Here is a 15,142-nt window from a genome sequence, read left to right as displayed (position 1 = left end):
CTAGAACTTCACCGCCGGAGGCGATTGCGCCGCGCCGGCCGCGGAGAATTCCGCCATGGGCTTCGTTCCAGCGAAGAAGGTCTTCGCCCAGAAAATCGTCGGGAAGGTGCGCAGCGAGGTGTTGAATTCCCGCACCGCCTCGATGTAGTCGCGCCGCGCGACATTGATGCGGTTCTCTGTGCCCTCAAGCTGCGATTGCAGAGCGAGGAAGTTCTGGTTGGATTTCAAATCAGGATAGGCTTCGCTGACCGCGATCAGCCGGCCGAGCGCGCCGGTGAGCTGGTTTTGCGCCTCCTGGAACTGCTTCATCTTTTCAGGATCGGTCAGCGAACTCGCGTCGACCTTGACGGATGTCGCCTTGGCGCGCGCCTCGACGACCGAGGTGAGCACGTCCTTCTCCTGCTTGGCATAGCCTTTCACCGTCTCGACCAAATTTGGAATGAGATCGGCGCGGCGCTGATATTGCGACTGCACCTCCGACCATCTCGCCTTGGCGTTTTCTTCAAGCGTCGGAATCGTGTTGTAGCCGCAACCGGAAAGACCCAAGCTAAGGAAAATCGCGGCGGCGACGGCGCGCCAACGGGAAAAGTCGCTCATCTAAAACTCCCAAAGAGCGGCGCGGCGCGCCAGCGATCGTTGCGCGGAAATGTAAGGCGTGGCCCTCGCCAGGGAAAGGGCGCGGGTTGACGCTTAATTGGCGCCTAAATTGAGGTAGAATGCGCCTGAAGGATGCGGGGCAAAATGCAAATCGACGAGATCATAGGCAATTTCGAACTGCTCGATGAGTGGGAGGATCGCTACCGCTATCTCATCGAGCTTGGCCGCACGCTCGAGCCGCTGCCGAAAGACGCCTATACCGACGCTAACAAAGTGCGCGGCTGCGCCAGCCAAGTGTGGCTTGAAACGACGCCGGCTCGTGACCCTGAGGGGCGCACGACGCTCTCCTTTCGCGGCGACAGCGACGCGCATATTGTGCGCGGTCTCGTCGCGCTGGTGCTGGCGCTTTACTCCGGTCGGCCGGCGCAGGAGATCGTCGACACCGACGCGCAGCCGCTGTTCAAGGAGCTCGGCCTCGCCGAACATCTGACGCCGCAGCGCGCCAATGGTCTGCGCTCAATGGTCGAGCGCATCAAGAAAGAAGCGAAAGAGGCGATGGCGGCGTAGGGCGCAAACTCTACCGCGTCATGCCCGGCCTTGGGCCGGGCATCCACGATTGAATCGGTTTGACGTGGATGGCCGGGACAAGCCCGGCCATGACGGGACTGGGCTCACATATTCGGCCGGTAGTCCTCAGCGCCCCAATGCAGCAGCGCATCGGCGCGGTCGCGGCCGCGCGCCTCGACAGCGAGTCCGTAATGGCGCGCTAACCGATCAAGCGCGATTCTGAGCACCACTTTCGCCGAGCGCGGCGGCCAGCCGCGTTCGCTTTCGACGACTTCGAGACCCTTAAGATAGCCGCAGACGTCGGTCACGAGCCCCGCCATTTCCGGTCCCACCGCGTCGAAGGCGCGCGCCAGTCGCCCACGCGCGTCAATCGCAACCTCGGAGACGGCGCCCACCTCGGCGCCGCGGCGCGCGGCGTTGATCGAAGCCTCCCAATTCGCTGTCACCCGCTGCAAGAGCTGCGCCTGCTCGATGTCGCGGCGAATGCGCTCGCCGGCTTCAAGCTGCGCGGCGTCGAGAAAGGTGCGACCGTCGCGATCCTTGCGCCGCGCCAGCCAGGCGAGCGGGCTTTCCGCTTCATTGACGAGCGCCGGACGCGCGCCCTTTTCGAGCTGGCGCAGCGCATAGGACGCATGTTGCGCGCGAAACGGCTCGGCCTGATCGACATCCGGCGCGGATAGTCTGCGAAGATGCGCGCGTCCGGCGTCGGTCAGCGCAAGCCGGCGCTCGCCTGTTTCATTGTCCCATCGCACGAGTCCTTCGGCGAGCGCGGCGTCGCCAACGGCGGCGGGCAATCGCGCGCGCACCACGGTGACGCCTTTACTCGCGGCGAGCACGACAAGCGTCGACGCTTCGAGCGCGCTGAGCGCGCCGCGCGCGCCCGGCTCGCTAAGCGCCTGCAACAGCCGGCGCGTCGCGCGGCCGATTTCTTCTTTGGGTAAGCGCCCTGCGTTTTTCTTCATTGCGCGCTCCCTTGCGCAAGAAGGGCGCAGATCATGTCGCGCTGCGTGACGAGCGCTGATTCGAGCCTGCGCGCGCCGGCGTCGAAGCGCGTATCGTCGCGCAAGTTCTCAATCATCGCGCAGGCGTGTCGGACGGTCGCGCGGTCGCGCGCGAACGCCCTGGCGCAGGCCGAAAGACTCGCGCCGAACGCGACATGGCAGAGGTAGACGGCAAGCTGGCGGGCGCGAGCGACTGCGGCGCGGGAGCGGCGCGGCGAGAAGAGTTCGGCGTAAGGCGTCCCCAGAGCCGCGGCTGCCGCGGCGGCGCTAAGCCCAGGAATGAGCGAGCAATTGAGCGACATTGAAATCTCCAGCTTGGGTGAGAGCCAAACCGTAAGCTGGAATATAATCCTATTCAAGAGACAAAATACTTATCCTCATGCGCTTGGAGGAGAGCATTCTTCGCGTCGCGGAGGATGACCCATGACGCACAACCCAATTCCAGCCCCTCAAGACCGCCGCCCCGCCCGCTTCGCCGCGGCCGCCAGCGCCGCGCTCGACGCCGCCCTCGTCGCTGGTCTAAAGGGCTATGATCGCCCGAGCGCGCTGGCGCGGTTCCATCGATTGTCGCCCGAGTTGATCGAAAGCGACTCGCCCGACGCCGCGCGCGCGGCGCTCAAGGAAATCGAACGCGCGATGCGCGCCGAACGCGCCCGCCGCGGTCATTGGAGCTACGATCTCAACCGGCATATCAGCCTGCTCGTCTCCCATCGCGCCGAGACCACGCGGCTCAACCGGCTGCTGAAGGGCGTCGCGGACGGTCCGCTTTCGCCCACATCCGCAATGCTTTAAGCTTCACGCTTTCCATCTGAGACGCAAAGGCCGGCGATGTATCTGGAGAAAATACTGGCGCTGTTGGCGGCGGCGCTCGTCGCGATCGGGGCCGGCGTCAGCTTGACGTGGATGGCGCTCAACCCGACGCCAAACCTGGCGGATTCGGGAGCGCGCGTCAGCGCGGCCCTGGATAAGGGCGGCGCGCGCCAGCAGATCGAGACGCTGATCGCCGCGACGCCGGACTATGCGCGCTATTTCGCACGCCTGCGCGAGACCTTCACCGGGGATTACGAAGCGGCGATCAACGAGTTCGCGACGCGCCTCGCCGAGACGAAAGAAGAGCAGAGCGTCGACTACTACCTTTCCGAGGCGGTGCGCCGTATTCGAACCTCGCGGGGCGCGCTGGCCGCGAAAGCCGAGCCTGAGCCGATCGCGCGCGTTTTCGAAAAGCAACTTGAAGTGCTGCAGGCGGTGGCGCGGGAGGACAAGCGCATGTGCGTGGCCTTCCTTTACGGCGCGACTGATCTCGACTTTCAGCGATTCGCCGCCTCACGCCGTCCGATCGTCGCGGACATGGCGCTTGCGGGCCTTGAGGCCATCGTCAGCGGACAGGCCAAAAAGATCGACCGCGCCGCGCCGACCGAGGCGGACTTCCGCGTATTGGAAAACGCGCTTGCAGCGCGGGGCCTCGGCAAGGTCGAGATCGACGCGCTGCTCGACGGCAAGATGCCCAATCCGCCGCTCGAAGACGCGCGCATGTGCGGCGCCGGGCAAACCTATTTCGAAGTGCTGAAAACGCTCCCCGAACCCGCGCGAACGAAAGTTTACGGACTCGCGCTGGAGCTGATGGCCCGTTCTTGAGGCGCTTGGCCCGCGCGTGCTGGCTGTGTAGGCGATTCAGACGCAGGCGCGGCGCCGCCGCCCTTCTTTCCTGGCTCCTGTAGCGTCTGGCGCAATTGCGCCACGGCGATTCGGATCAGCGCGTCGCGCGGCCGCGCCGGCCCGATCTCGACGGCGGCCATATTAGCCATCACCTTGGCGAGGTTCTCGGTCGGCAGGCCATCGGGCGTAAACAACGCGAGGTCCTCATTGGGGCCGCCGACGACCCCTTGGGCGACATTCGCCGCATAATTGGCGATCCGCGCAAGCTCGCCGCTGCAATTCGAAACGCCAGTAAGCGGCGGCAGAGGCGTAGGCGCGGGCAGATCGGCGATCGTCGTCTGGGGCGCCGGCCGGATGAGTTCGGCGAATTTCTCCCGCCGAGCAGGCAGCTCGGAAATTCCGGCCATGATCGACGGCGCCGGCATGAGGTCGACTGGCCGAGCGAGGGGCAGCCGCGCACTCTTCGGATTGACCCCGCCACGCCCATGCGCCGCGAGCCAGCGGGCCCGCAACGTGTTCTGAATGCCGCGCGGCGCGAGCCCCATCGGCGCGATGCGCCGCGGCGGCATACGCGCCATCCCGGCGCGTGATGGCGGCGGACTGGAAATAACCGCCGGCAGTCGCGGCGCGGCGACGGAGCGCGCGACGACAAGCGAACATTGCGCCGGCGCCCAGCGCTCGACGATGGCCCGCGCGGTGCGCCGCCCATAGTCGACATAGTAGCGGCGCAGCAGCAGCGCCGCGACGGCGGCTCCCTCTTCGGCCGAGGCGAAGGCGACATGACCGTCCGAGTCGGCGGCGATTTCGCCGCTCCAGCCCGCGCTCTTGATGCACCAATAATTGTTGAGCTTGACGCAGCGGGCAGGCTCGCCCTCCTCCGCGCCGACCGCACGACGGATTGCGGCGAGCGGGGCCATCTCCAGCGCCAGCGCGCTTTCAAAGCGCCAATTGTCCACGGCCCGCACTTCGGGCTGGTAGGCGGGGTTCGGCGTCGTCGCCAAGAGCGACATGGGCGTGGCGACCGTGGCAGGCGCCTTTTGTGGCGCCGCTGCGGCCAGCATCGTCAGGAGCGCTTCGATCAGCATGGCTGCTCCATGCGTTGCGGAGTTCGCTAGATCACGCTGCCTTTGGGCGGAATCGCCCAAAGGCAGATAACGTGATCGATCTCCAAAATTTAGAGCGCGCTCCTCGCGAAAAACCGGCTTCCACTTTTTCGCAGCGCGCTCTAGTCGGGGTCTTCCGCCGCCTCGCCCCGCAAAATGCCTGGCGTCACAAAGCGCGCGAGGCGGGCCCCGCCCCTGCGGACGTCCGACCAATGGTCGATCTCAAAATCGAGCATCGCCAGCGCCGCTGTTGGGAATTTAGTGCGCATCAACGCCAATTCATCCGTCTCGCCCGAGCCGGCGAGCCAGTAAGCAAGCTCCGCAAAGCCCGGGTTATGACCGACGGCCAGCAGGGTTCCGACTTTGTCGGGGGTCTGCCGCAAAACCTCGACCAGATGGTCGACCGTCGCAAGATAGATCGTATTCTCAATCAGATGGGTGACGTGGTTCGGAAAGGCGTCGAGCACCTGGTCGAGCGTCTGCTTGGCCCGACGGGCGTTGGACGCCACAGCGAGATCCGGCGCAACATGCGCGTCGCGCAGATACTCGCCCATGCGGCGCGAATCCTCCATGCCGCGACGGGTGAGCGGACGTTCGCGGTCGCCGCCGGCTGAATGCCGGTCAGCCTTGCCATGGCGCAGGAGCAGGAGTCGACGCATACCGTCTCTCTATCACGGCGCCGTCGCGCCGCCACTCGCCGCCGCGCGCGATAGACCGGCTGCGACGAAACTACGCGCCTCTTTACCCTTAAAGACAGTCCGTGCAGGCTCTTCCCCCGTTGGCCCTTTCCAAGGTTTTCGGATGCGCAAATTTCTCGCCGCCGGCATCGTGACGTCGCTTTCGATCGCGAGTTTCTCGGCGCCTTCGCAAAGCGCCGGCGAAAAGCCGCTCGCGCTCGACAATATCGTCTTCTCGCTCGACGGGACGACCTATCGCATTCCTCACATCGAAATCGAAGGCGCAAATCTGCCTTGGGCGGAGTTAGCCACGCTGTTATTGAGCGGCGATACAAATGTCGCAGCGCGCCTTGCGCGAATTTCGGCGCGGCGAATCGCCGTGCCTGCGATGTCGAGCGAAAGTCGCGATGAATTACGCGTCGTGCGCGTCCAATATCGCAAGCTTCTCTTCGAGAACGTGATCTCCGGACGCGCCGCGACCGTCCGCGCTGACGGCGGCGAAGAAACGATCGAATCCGCGAAAGGCGGCGTTCAGCGGATTTCTTGGAGCGCCTCAGAGGCGAAAGGCGTCGATCTTGTTGAGCTTGCGCGCATCGCGCTCTCCACCGCCGGCGCGGCGGACGCGCCTTTGAGGCCATTGGTCGAGGAGGAAGTCATTCAATCTTCGCGACTCGAAGATGCGAACGCCAATTTCATCGTGACGACAGGCCGGTTGAAGATCGAGGGCGTGCGCGGGCGAGCGCTACAAGCTCCGGTCGGCAAGCTCATCGAAAGATTTGGGAAGCTCGACCCAGCAAAACCTGAGGACAACGCCGCATTGATGCGCGATCTTCTCGCTGCGCTTCAATCTTTCGAAGCCGCCTCGATCGACGTTGACGACGTCGTCGGGACCGGCAAAGGCGAACCCGCAGGAAAGCCGTTCACGTCGAAGATCGCGCGCTTCGGCATGCGCAAAGTCGCGGGCGCCGGCGCCGGGGAAATGTTTTTCGACGATTTTTCGCTCGCAGCGTCCGACGGCGGCAATCTGTCGGTGAAGCGATTTGCGCTGAATGAATTGCAGCTTTCTCCTGTCTTGCAAGACGGCGCCTATCCCAAGCTCGCCCGCGTCGACATAAACGGCGTCCTGGCCGATTTGCCTGATCCAAAGACCAGCGAGAGGTCGCGGATAAAATTCAGCATGGAGAACGCAAGCGCGAGCTTCGGCAATTTTCTCAAAACGACTCCCACGAAATTTTCGGGCCGCGTCGACAACTTCATCGTCGACCTCGCGGCGCGCGGCGAAACGCAGACGACGGCGCATTTCTTGGCGCTCGGCTATCGCGAACTCGCGCTTTCCGGCGTCGCAGCCGGAGAATGGCGCGAGAAAATGTCTGAAGCTGCGTTGGAGCCGGTCGCGATCGACGCCAAGAACATGGGCGCTGCGCATCTGTCGGCGCTCTTTGGCAATGTATCGAGCGCGGCCTTCTCATCCTCGCCTGCAATCTCGCGCGCAGCGACGCTTACAACATCCGTCAAGTCGGTCGACCTGACGCTTGAAGGAAATGGTCTCGTCGACCGCGTGCTCGCTTTGGAAGCCAAAGAGCAGAAGACGTCCGTCGAAAAGGCGCGCGCGGATTACGCGAAGGCGGCCGGAACGGCGATCACGACGCTCGGCGGCAATGGCGCCAACGCCAAGCGAGTGGCCGACGCCGTTTCGGCCTATATCGAGAAGCCGAGGCGCCTCCATTTGCGTTTTATCGCGCCAAAAGGCGTCAGCGCGCTTGATGCGCTGACCCGCAAGCCCAGCGAAATTTTGGAAAGCCTCGAAGTGGAGGCAAGCGCAAACAAATGATGAGACAGCGCGTCACCGGCCCGAAAAACGCGGCTCGCGTTTCTCGAGAAAGGCGGCGCGCCCTTCCATGTAATCCGCGCTGTCGAAACAGGCGGTCGCAAGAGCTTCGCACTGTTCGTTGGACGACGCGCCGGGCAAGCCGGCGGCGGCGCGGATCGCCGCTTTGGCGGCGCGCAATGTCAGCGGCGCGCCTGTTGCGATCGTTTCGGCGAGCGCATGCACCGCGCCTTCGAAACTCTCAGTCGTGAAGAGGCGGCTGACGAAACCGCGCTCCTTGGCTTCGTTCGCGGTGAGGCGGCGCGCCGTATAAAAGAGATCGAACGCGAGTTGCGCGCCGACCGCGGCGACAATGTAAGACATTGCCGCCGGCGGATAGCCGACCCCGAGTTTCGCAGCCGGAATTCCAAAAACCGCCTCCGTATCGGCGACGCGCAGATCGCAGGCCGCGGCTAGCCCAAATCCGCCGCCCATGCAGAAGCCCGAAACGGCTGCGATCGTCGGTTTAGAGAGATTCGAAATTGAATCGAACGCCTCGACATTGGCGTCTTCATAAGCGCGCCCGCCTTCGCTGGTCGCGCGCAGGGTGGAGAATTCACTGATGTCCGCGCCGGCGCAAAACGAGAGACCCGGCGCGCCGCTGATGACGAGGCAGCGCGCTTCCTCAGCCGCATCCACAGCGCGCATCAGCGACGGCAACGCCCGCCACATCTCAAAGTCGAAGGCGTTACGCTTTGCCGGATTTTCGATGTAGAGCCGCGCGACGCCGAAATTGACCGCGACGCGCAGCTTGGGTGTCGGAGAAAGGATCGCCATTGTTCCTCGGAGACAAAATTTCGACGTCGTGAGATCGCTAATCAGCAGGCGCTAGGAGCGCACACCGACACGTGTTTGGACCACATAGGCCGGCCACTCTGAGGCCACATGAAGGGAAAGCGCCGAACCACATGCGAATGCATGCTGCAGAGCTGCAAAGCGCGACCGAATGCCGCGGCGCGCCGCAGCTTTTGCGACCTCTTGCCACAGCATTTCGCAGTCCGATCAAGTTAAGCTCGACGTCGCTCATTTTTAAGAAAACCTCCTGCCAAACCGCGGAGCAGCAATGGCGATGGGAACGGATAAAGTCGCGTCGCCAGGCGCCCTGCGGATGACTTTGGCTTTCGCGGTTTTTCTCCACCACACGACCAATTTCAACCTCGGCATGTCGGCCGTGCTGATCTTTTTCGTACTGAGCGGCTATTGGGTCGCCGCTATGTGGCGGAAGACCTATTCCAAGACCACATCCGCCTATTTCACCTATCTCGTTTCACGCATCTGGCGCATCGCGCCGGTTTTCGCTTTGTGCTCGGCGATCGCCTGGGCGCTTCTGTTCTGGCGCGGCGACGCGCCGGCGGCGTTTGGCGGGCTGATGCACCAGCTCTTCTCCAATATCATGATCCTCGGCTACAACTCGCTGCCCTTCCAAGCCAATATTCCCGGCTGGTCGCTGGACATGGAGTTACAATTCTATCTGATCGCGCCGGCGATCATCTTCCTCATCTCCAGGAACATCCACCTGCTGGTGATCTGCCTTTTGATCTCGGCTTTCGCGCCGTGGTTCGGCGGCTCAGCCACGGTCGCGCCCTTTCTGCTGTTTTTTGGAATCGGCGTCACGGCGGCGAGCCATGAGTTGAAGCCGAGCCGCGCCTTCGCCTATCGCTCGCTATACGCGACGCTTGCGACGCTATTCCTGTGTGCGCTGATCTTCGCCAAGGACTTCATGCTCGGCGAATCGCCGGGCCAACTGCTCGCCTTCAGCGACAAGACGAATCTCTTGATCGCGGTGATGATGACGCCCTGGGCGCTCTATACGACGCGGCAGGCGAGCGCTTCGACCGACAGAATGTTCGGCGAGCTCTCTTATATTTTCTATCTGCTGCACTGGTCGGTGCTCGGCGCTCTGAAGACCGGCGAAGGGTCTTACGCCGAACGAATGCTGCTCTGCTCCGAGGCGCTCGTGATCATCTTCGTCGCCTCCTATCTGATCTGGCGTCTCTTCGATCGGCCGATCAACAAGCTGCGCGCCTCTTGGGTATCCAATCGACTCTTGGCCGCGCCCGTAGCGCTGCCCGCGGCCGCGCCGGCGCTCGCCTAACCGCGCGCCGCGGCCACTTCAGACCGACAGCGCGGCGGCCACATCCAGAAATTTGCCTGAGTCCAGTCTGCCGGCTATGGGTGCGCCATGTTCCCTGGCGCGCAAAGATTGGCGTTTATTCTTGCCGTCACGGGCGGGCTGACGCTTCTCAGCCTAAAGCGGTCGGATGAACCGACGCTCGACTGCGCCACGGTCAACGGCGGCGGCGGCGACTACCGGATCCTTGTCGTCGGCGAGTCCTGGGCCTCGGACGGCAAAATTCTACCCGAACTGCCGCGCGCCGTCTCCGAAAGGCTAAAGGGCCGAGGCGTTACGGCCTGCAGCCTCGGTTTTGCGGGCCGCAACTCGCGGCTGCTCTTCACCGAACTGCGCGAGAAATTTCCGAAGGAAAAACTCTATCGCGCTTTCGACGACAACAAGCCGGACACCGTCGTCATCATGAACGGCGTCAACGATGAAATCCAGCACGTCGGCCAATCGGCCTATGTCGAATACACGAAAAAGCTCGTCGAGTATTTTTCCGACGTTGATGACGTTGAGATCATCGCGATCCCCCGGGTCAACGAACGCCGGTTCAAACCGCCGAATCTCTACAGCGCCGTCAAGCGGTCCATATTGAGTTGCTTCTACGATCACTGCCAACGGCAAGTGAACGACCTTTATCGGGTTGCGCTTTGGCGCGACCACCCCGAACTCAATGTTGTTGAATTCGACGATTTCATCGACAAATACGAGGGAAATGAGCGCTGTTACACCGCCGACGGCGTGCATCTGACGGACGAATGTTTCCACAAATATGGAAAGTTTATCGGCGGCGCGCTCACGCTCGGAAAGGAAAAGCGGGCCGAGAAATAACGCTTCTTAGCGCAGCGCCCTGCTATAAGCCCGCCATGGACCTGCTTTCTCGCCTGCTGCACCGTGACGGGCTGATGCTGATTATCGACAAGCCGGCGGGCGTCGCCGTACATCGCGGCCCGAAGGGCGGTCCGAGCCTTGAAGACGCCTTCGATCAGCTCCGCTTCGGCCTGCCGCGCGCGCCAGCGCTGGCGCATCGTCTGGACAAGGACACGTCCGGCTGTCTCGTGCTCGGGCGCCACCGTAAGGCGCTCGACCGGCTCGGCAAGCTCTTCAAATCAGGCCGAGTGGACAAGACCTATTGGGCGGTCGTCGAAGGCGCGCCGGCGGATGAGGAAGGCGAGATCGACTTGCCGCTCGGGCGGCTCGACGCGGCGCGCGGCTGGTGGATGCGGCCCGACCCGCTTGGCCTGCCGTCGCGCACCTCGTGGCGCGTGCTTGGCAGAAGCCCCGATAGCGCGCTGTCTTTCATCGAATTCACGCCGCACACGGGCCGCACGCATCAGATCCGGGTGCATGCGCAGGCGATGGGCTGGCCAATTCTCGGCGATCCAATCTACGGCTCAGGTCGCCGCGAGGGCTCAGCTCCCCTACATCTTCATGCGCGCGCGGTGCGCGTGCCGATGCAGGATGGCAAGCCGCCGGTTGAAGCTGTCGCCGCGCCGCCTGCGCATATGACCGAGGCGCTCGCCGCCTGCGGGTGGCGCGGAGCGACGCAACCGTGACGCAGCGATTGCAAATCGCCGCCGAAACGCCCAACATAATGGCGCAGTTTGGAGCGATACTCTGGAGCGAGTTATGGCGGCCGTCGCCGCGCCTTCGCCTATCGAAGCCTCATGCCGGAGCCGTAGCGCCTTCGGCCTGAACCATGTGCTCCTCTACGATCTTGCCGATATAGCGCTCACGGCCGCGCGGCAAAGCGGGGCGAGCTATGCCGATCTTCGGATCGGTGAAACACGCCGCGAATACGCGTTGGCCAAGGACGGCCGACTGGAAAATTTCGACGAGCGCGAATCGCAAGGGTTCGGCGTTCGCGTGCTGCTCGACGGCTGCTGGGGATTTTACGGCGCGCGCAGGCTAGATCCGCAAAGTCTGCGCGACGGCGTCGAGCGCGCATTGGAGAACGCCCGCGCGGTGAAGCCCATACAATTCCAGCCGATCGAGCTTGAGCGTCTGCCCGTCCACGAAGCCGAATGGATCATGCCCATGGGCGTCGACCCATTCGAAGCGCAGGCCAGCGAGAAAGCGGACCTGCTGCTTTCGATCATCGCCAGCGCGCGCGATCATGGCGCTGATTTTTGCTCGGCGTCGATTTCGGCGGCCTGCGAAGAACGATTCTTCGCCAACAGTCTCGGCAGCCGCATTCATCAGACGCGCACGCGCGTTGCCCCGAGCTTTCAGGCAACCGCCATCGATCGCGCAAGCGGCCGTTTCGCCACGCGCGACTGCCTGACGCCGGCGCGCGGCGCTGGTTGGGATTACGTTGTCGGCGCCGGCCTCATCGAAGAAGCCGCGCGCGCCGGCGAAGAGGCGCGCGCGAAACTCGACGCCAAGCCAGTGGCGCCGGGCGATTACGACGTCGTGATCGACCCGACGAATCTTTGGCTCACAATTCACGAGACGGTCGGCCATTCGACCGAACTCGATCGCGTGCTCGGGTGGGAGGCGAATTTCGCCGGAACGAGCTTCGTTAAACCCTCCATGCTCGACGAGCTGCGGTTCGGCTCAGAGCTGATGACGATCGTCGCGGATCGCGCGCAGCCCGGCGCGCTCGCGACGATCGGTTATGACGACGACGGCGCGCCGGCGGAGGCGGCGGAATTCGCCATCGTCGAAAAAGGCGTGTTCAAGAATTTCCAGATGGCGCTGGGACAGGCGCATCTCATCGGACTGTCGCATTCGAACGGCTGCGCCTATGCGGACAGTCCGACGACTTTCCCCATTCAGCGCATGCCAAATATTTCACTCATGCCCAATCCTCAGAAATGCTCGTTCGACGATCTCGTCAGCGACGTCGAGAATGGAATCTACGTCGTCGGCGCCGGCAGCTGGAGCATCGACCAGCAGCGTGACAATTTCCAGTTCGGCGGACAGCTCTTCTATGAGATCAAGAATGGCAAGCTCGGCGATCTACTGCGCGACGGCGCCTATCAGGGCCGCACGACGCAGTTTTGGAATTCTCTCGCAGGGCTAGGCGATGCGAGCGCCTATCATCTCGATGGCACCTTCACCTGCGGCAAGGCCGAGCCGATGCAGGTGGCGCCTGTCTCGCACGGCAGTCCGCCAGCGCTCTTTCGTAATGTGCGCGTGCTGAACACGAGCGACGACGCATAGCGCATGTTTCTTTCTTCAGACGACGCAAAGGCGATCGCCGATAAGGTTCTCGCATATTCCAAGGCCGACGCTTGCACTGTGCAGATCGAGGGCGGTTTGGACCAGAGTCTGCGCTTCGCGCGTGGCGGCGCGACGACCAATCTCGCGAGCGCAGAAGCCAGTCTGCGCGTCTCGTCGCATATCGGCAGGCGCATCGGCTCCTGCAGCATCTCGCATTTCGACGACGAGGCTTTGGCTGCCGCCGTTGCGCGTTCGGAAGAGATCGCGCGCATGTTGCCCGTCGATCCGGACTATGTCGCGCCGCTCGGTCCGCAGAACTACGGCTTCTCCAACCGCTATGACGAGGCGACGGCGAATTTGCATCTCGACGCGCTTGCTGACGCGGCGGCGCGCGTCATCAAGGAAGGCGCACGAATTGGCGTCGACACCTTCGGCTGCGCGACAACAGCAAGGCGGTTCGAGGCGTTCGCGACCAGCGCCAGCCTTTTCGCCTATGAGCGGCGCAGCGAAATCGATCTTTCCGCCACGGCGCGCAATCGCGCCGACGCCTGGTCGGGCTGGGCCGGCGCGCATCAATTCTCCGCGGATCGTCTCGACGCCGAGCAAATCGCGCGTGTCGCTTGCTTTAAGGGCGCGCATGACGCGACGCCAGTCGATCTCGAGCCCGGCGCCTACACGGTCATTCTCGAGCCCGACGCCACAACCGAGCTCGCTTTTTGGCTTATGAGAACGATGGAGGCGCGCGCGGCCGACGAGGGCAGAAGCTCCTTCGCGCGTCCCGGCGGCGGAGCGCTAATCGGCGAAAAGCTCTTCGACGAGAAGCTAACCATCCGCGTCGATCCCGCCGATCCGCTGGCGCCCGAAGCCGCCGTCGGCTTCGAGGGTCTCCCGCATCGCGCCCGCGCCTTCGTCGAGAATGGCGTCCTAACGACGCTCTACCGCTCGCGCGCCTGGGCGCAAAAGACCGGGTCCGAACCAATTCCCTTTGCGCGCAATTTCGTGATGTCGGGCGGCGACGCTTCGATTGACGACATGGTCCGCTCGGTGCGGCGCGGCGTTCTGGTGACGAGATTCTGGTACACCAATATCGTGGAGCGGAAAAACCTGTTGCTCACCGGCCTCACGCGCGACGGTAATTTTCTCATTGAGAACGGCCGCATCGTCGCGCCGATGCGCAACATGCGCTTCAATCAACGGCTCGGCGATCTGTTCAGCAACATCAAGGCGCTCGGTCCGACGCGGCGCACCTGGCGGGCGGCAGGGGATGGCGGCGGCGCGCCCGCGGCGCCGGCGATGCTCGTCGAAGGCTTCAACTTCTCGTCGAAGTCGAGCGGGATATAGAGCCCGCGCGCGTTCATGTATGATGCGCGCCTCGCAGTCGGAGCCGCATCATGCGTCTTGTCGTATTTCTCATCGCTCTCCTCATCGCGGCGCCTGCGCATGCGCTCGACAAAATACGCTTCGCCACCAATTGGCGCGCGCAGGCCGAACACGGCGGCTTCTATCAGGCGGTCGCCGACGGGACTTACGCGCGCTATGGGCTCGACGTTTCCATTCTGCAAGGCGGACCGCAGCTCAATGCGCGCCTGCTGCTCGCGGCAGGCCGGGTCGACTTCGCGATGGGCGCCAACACCATTCAAATGTTCGAATCGGCGCAGCAGAACGTGCCGATCGTCACTGTCGCCAGCATGTTTCAGATCGACCCGGTGATATTCATGTCGCATCCCGGCGTAGGTCTCGATCGCTTTGAAGACCTGCCCAAGGCGACCGCCTTCATCGCGAGCGACATGCGCGTTTCCGTCTGGCAATGGCTGAAGCAGGCTTACGGCTTCAAGGACGCAAACGCCAAGCCCTACAATTTCAATTCGGCGCCTTTTCTCGCCGACAAGAAATCAATTGAGGAGGGGCTTCTGACCTCAGAGCCCTACGCCATCGAGCGCGAAGGCGGCTTTACGCCCAATATTTTTCTTTTGTCCGACTACGGCTATGACAGCTATTCGACGACGATAGAGACGCGCGCCGACGTCATCGCCAAAACTCCTGACCTCGTGCAGCGCTTTGTCGACGCGTCGATCATCGGCTGGTACAATTATCTTTATGGCGATAAAGCTCAGGCGAACGCGATGATCAAGCGCGACAATCCGGAGATGACCGATGGCCAGATCGCCTATTCCATCGCGAAAATGAAGGAGCGCGGCATCGTCGATTCCGGCGACGCGCTGACCTATGGCGTCGGCGTGATCACCGACGCGCGAATGAAAAGCTTCTTTGATAAGATGGCGAAGGCCGGCGTGGTTCCCGCCGATCTCGACTACAAGCGCGGCTACACGCTGCGTTTCATCGGCAAGAAGGTCGGCATGGAGCTGCGCCCAAAATGACGCCCAGAAAGC

The 15,142-nt window shown here is 63.2% G+C and carries 16 protein-coding genes; 10 read left to right on the top strand and 6 right to left on the bottom strand.

Annotated features, from left to right (window positions below; translation table 11 throughout):
• Window positions 1-597 carry a LemA family protein gene (locus tag FEV16_RS02860; protein WP_138166073.1) on the bottom strand — a complete coding sequence of 199 codons (597 nt, stop codon included), beginning with the start codon at window positions 595-597 and terminating at the stop codon, window positions 1-3.
• A 144-nt stretch (window positions 598-741) separates the two neighbouring features.
• Between FEV16_RS02860 and FEV16_RS02855 the strand changes: the two genes are divergently transcribed.
• Window positions 742-1,164 (top strand): SufE family protein, encoded by a 423-nt coding sequence (locus FEV16_RS02855; protein WP_138166072.1) that lies wholly within the window; start codon window positions 742-744, stop codon window positions 1,162-1,164.
• Between the two features lie 104 nt (window positions 1,165-1,268).
• Here FEV16_RS02855 and FEV16_RS02850 read toward each other — a convergent pair whose 3' ends face one another.
• Together FEV16_RS02850 and FEV16_RS02845 are read right to left on the bottom strand one after the other, a co-directional pair.
• Window positions 1,269-2,126, bottom strand: a complete 858-nt coding sequence (locus FEV16_RS02850) for a DUF6456 domain-containing protein (protein WP_138166071.1) — start codon at window positions 2,124-2,126, stop codon at window positions 1,269-1,271.
• Entirely contained in the window at window positions 2,123-2,467 is a 345-nt protein-coding gene (locus FEV16_RS02845) for a helix-turn-helix domain-containing protein (protein WP_138166070.1), read from the bottom strand. The genes FEV16_RS02850 and FEV16_RS02845 overlap by 4 nt, the downstream gene beginning before the upstream one ends.
• A 121-nt stretch (window positions 2,468-2,588) precedes the next feature.
• On the opposite strand from FEV16_RS02845, the gene FEV16_RS02840 reads away from it, so the two are divergent.
• Together FEV16_RS02840 and FEV16_RS02835 are read left to right on the top strand one after the other, a co-directional pair.
• Window positions 2,589-2,957, top strand: coding sequence for a DUF6477 family protein (locus tag FEV16_RS02840; RefSeq protein ID WP_138166069.1), 369 nt, complete (start codon window positions 2,589-2,591; stop codon window positions 2,955-2,957).
• 36 nt (window positions 2,958-2,993) lie between these two features.
• Entirely contained in the window at window positions 2,994-3,800 is an 807-nt protein-coding gene (locus FEV16_RS02835) for a hypothetical protein (protein ID WP_138166068.1), read from the top strand.
• Here the strand turns inward: FEV16_RS02835 and FEV16_RS02830 are convergent.
• A complete protein-coding gene (locus FEV16_RS02830) occupies window positions 3,764-4,906 on the bottom strand; it encodes a hypothetical protein (protein ID WP_138166067.1) in 1,143 nt (380 codons plus the stop codon). The two genes, FEV16_RS02835 and FEV16_RS02830, sit on opposite strands and share 37 nt — an antisense overlap.
• Window positions 4,907-5,046: 140 nt before the next feature.
• Window positions 5,047-5,583 (bottom strand): histidine phosphatase family protein, encoded by a 537-nt coding sequence (locus FEV16_RS02820; RefSeq protein ID WP_138166066.1) that lies wholly within the window; start codon window positions 5,581-5,583, stop codon window positions 5,047-5,049.
• Window positions 5,584-5,725: 142 nt separating this feature from the next.
• Here FEV16_RS02820 and FEV16_RS02815 point away from each other — a divergent pair, with 142 nt between their 5' ends.
• Window positions 5,726-7,432, top strand: a complete 1,707-nt coding sequence (locus tag FEV16_RS02815; RefSeq protein ID WP_138166065.1) for a hypothetical protein — start codon at window positions 5,726-5,728, stop codon at window positions 7,430-7,432.
• Window positions 7,433-7,444: 12 nt separating this feature from the next.
• Here the strand turns inward: FEV16_RS02815 and FEV16_RS02810 are convergent, their stop codons facing one another.
• Window positions 7,445-8,245, bottom strand: coding sequence for an enoyl-CoA hydratase-related protein (locus FEV16_RS02810; protein WP_138166064.1), 801 nt, complete (start codon window positions 8,243-8,245; stop codon window positions 7,445-7,447).
• A 286-nt stretch (window positions 8,246-8,531) separates the two neighbouring features.
• Between FEV16_RS02810 and FEV16_RS02805 the strand changes: the two genes are divergently transcribed.
• The 6 genes from FEV16_RS02805 to FEV16_RS02780 all read left to right on the top strand — a co-directional run bounded on the left by FEV16_RS02805 (window position 8,532) and on the right by FEV16_RS02780 (window position 15,130).
• On the top strand, window positions 8,532-9,563 hold the full coding sequence (locus tag FEV16_RS02805; protein ID WP_138166063.1) for an acyltransferase: 1,032 nt from the start codon (window positions 8,532-8,534) through the stop codon (window positions 9,561-9,563).
• 108 nt (window positions 9,564-9,671) lie between these two features.
• Window positions 9,672-10,418 carry an SGNH/GDSL hydrolase family protein gene (locus FEV16_RS02800; RefSeq protein WP_246657137.1) on the top strand — a complete coding sequence of 249 codons (747 nt, stop codon included), beginning with the start codon at window positions 9,672-9,674 and terminating at the stop codon, window positions 10,416-10,418.
• Between the two features lie 35 nt (window positions 10,419-10,453).
• Window positions 10,454-11,143, top strand: coding sequence for an RNA pseudouridine synthase (locus FEV16_RS02795; protein ID WP_138166061.1), 690 nt, complete (start codon window positions 10,454-10,456; stop codon window positions 11,141-11,143).
• Between the two features lie 73 nt (window positions 11,144-11,216).
• Window positions 11,217-12,752 (top strand): TldD/PmbA family protein, encoded by a 1,536-nt coding sequence (locus FEV16_RS02790; protein WP_138166060.1) that lies wholly within the window; start codon window positions 11,217-11,219, stop codon window positions 12,750-12,752.
• Between the two features lie 3 nt (window positions 12,753-12,755).
• Entirely contained in the window at window positions 12,756-14,093 is a 1,338-nt protein-coding gene (locus tag FEV16_RS02785; RefSeq protein WP_138166059.1) for a TldD/PmbA family protein, read from the top strand.
• Between the two features lie 50 nt (window positions 14,094-14,143).
• Window positions 14,144-15,130 (top strand): ABC transporter substrate-binding protein, encoded by a 987-nt coding sequence (locus FEV16_RS02780; RefSeq protein ID WP_138166058.1) that lies wholly within the window; start codon window positions 14,144-14,146, stop codon window positions 15,128-15,130.
• Window positions 15,131-15,142 lie beyond the last annotated feature (12 nt).

Origin of the sequence: Methylocystis sp. B8, assembly GCF_005771425.1 — a bacterium.
Taxonomy (GTDB): domain Bacteria; phylum Pseudomonadota; class Alphaproteobacteria; order Rhizobiales; family Beijerinckiaceae; genus Methylocystis.
The sequence above is the reverse complement of the archived record's forward strand: the minus strand, read 5'-3'. Positions and strand labels throughout refer to the sequence as shown.

Bases quoted from the DNA above. Each gene is read 5' to 3' on its own strand.
- FEV16_RS02840 (WP_138166069.1), top strand. From the start codon at position 2,589: ATGACGCACAACCCAATTCCAGCCCCTCAAGACCGCCGCCCCGCCCGC.
- FEV16_RS02785 (WP_138166059.1), top strand. From the start codon at position 12,756: ATGTTTCTTTCTTCAGACGACGCAAAGGCGATCGCCGATAAGGTTCTC.
- FEV16_RS02790 (WP_138166060.1), top strand. From the start codon at position 11,217: ATGGCGGCCGTCGCCGCGCCTTCGCCTATCGAAGCCTCATGCCGGAGC.
- FEV16_RS02830 (WP_138166067.1), bottom strand. From the start codon at position 4,906: ATGCTGATCGAAGCGCTCCTGACGATGCTGGCCGCAGCGGCGCCACAA.
- FEV16_RS02795 (WP_138166061.1), top strand. From the start codon at position 10,454: ATGGACCTGCTTTCTCGCCTGCTGCACCGTGACGGGCTGATGCTGATT.
- FEV16_RS02805 (WP_138166063.1), top strand. From the start codon at position 8,532: ATGGCGATGGGAACGGATAAAGTCGCGTCGCCAGGCGCCCTGCGGATG.
- FEV16_RS02850 (WP_138166071.1), bottom strand. From the start codon at position 2,126: ATGAAGAAAAACGCAGGGCGCTTACCCAAAGAAGAAATCGGCCGCGCG.
- FEV16_RS02835 (WP_138166068.1), top strand. From the start codon at position 2,994: ATGTATCTGGAGAAAATACTGGCGCTGTTGGCGGCGGCGCTCGTCGCG.
- FEV16_RS02860 (WP_138166073.1), bottom strand. From the start codon at position 597: ATGAGCGACTTTTCCCGTTGGCGCGCCGTCGCCGCCGCGATTTTCCTT.
- FEV16_RS02855 (WP_138166072.1), top strand. From the start codon at position 742: ATGCAAATCGACGAGATCATAGGCAATTTCGAACTGCTCGATGAGTGG.
- FEV16_RS02780 (WP_138166058.1), top strand. From the start codon at position 14,144: ATGCGTCTTGTCGTATTTCTCATCGCTCTCCTCATCGCGGCGCCTGCG.
- FEV16_RS02845 (WP_138166070.1), bottom strand. From the start codon at position 2,467: ATGTCGCTCAATTGCTCGCTCATTCCTGGGCTTAGCGCCGCCGCGGCA.
- FEV16_RS02810 (WP_138166064.1), bottom strand. From the start codon at position 8,245: ATGGCGATCCTTTCTCCGACACCCAAGCTGCGCGTCGCGGTCAATTTC.
- FEV16_RS02820 (WP_138166066.1), bottom strand. From the start codon at position 5,583: ATGCGTCGACTCCTGCTCCTGCGCCATGGCAAGGCTGACCGGCATTCA.
- FEV16_RS02815 (WP_138166065.1), top strand. From the start codon at position 5,726: ATGCGCAAATTTCTCGCCGCCGGCATCGTGACGTCGCTTTCGATCGCG.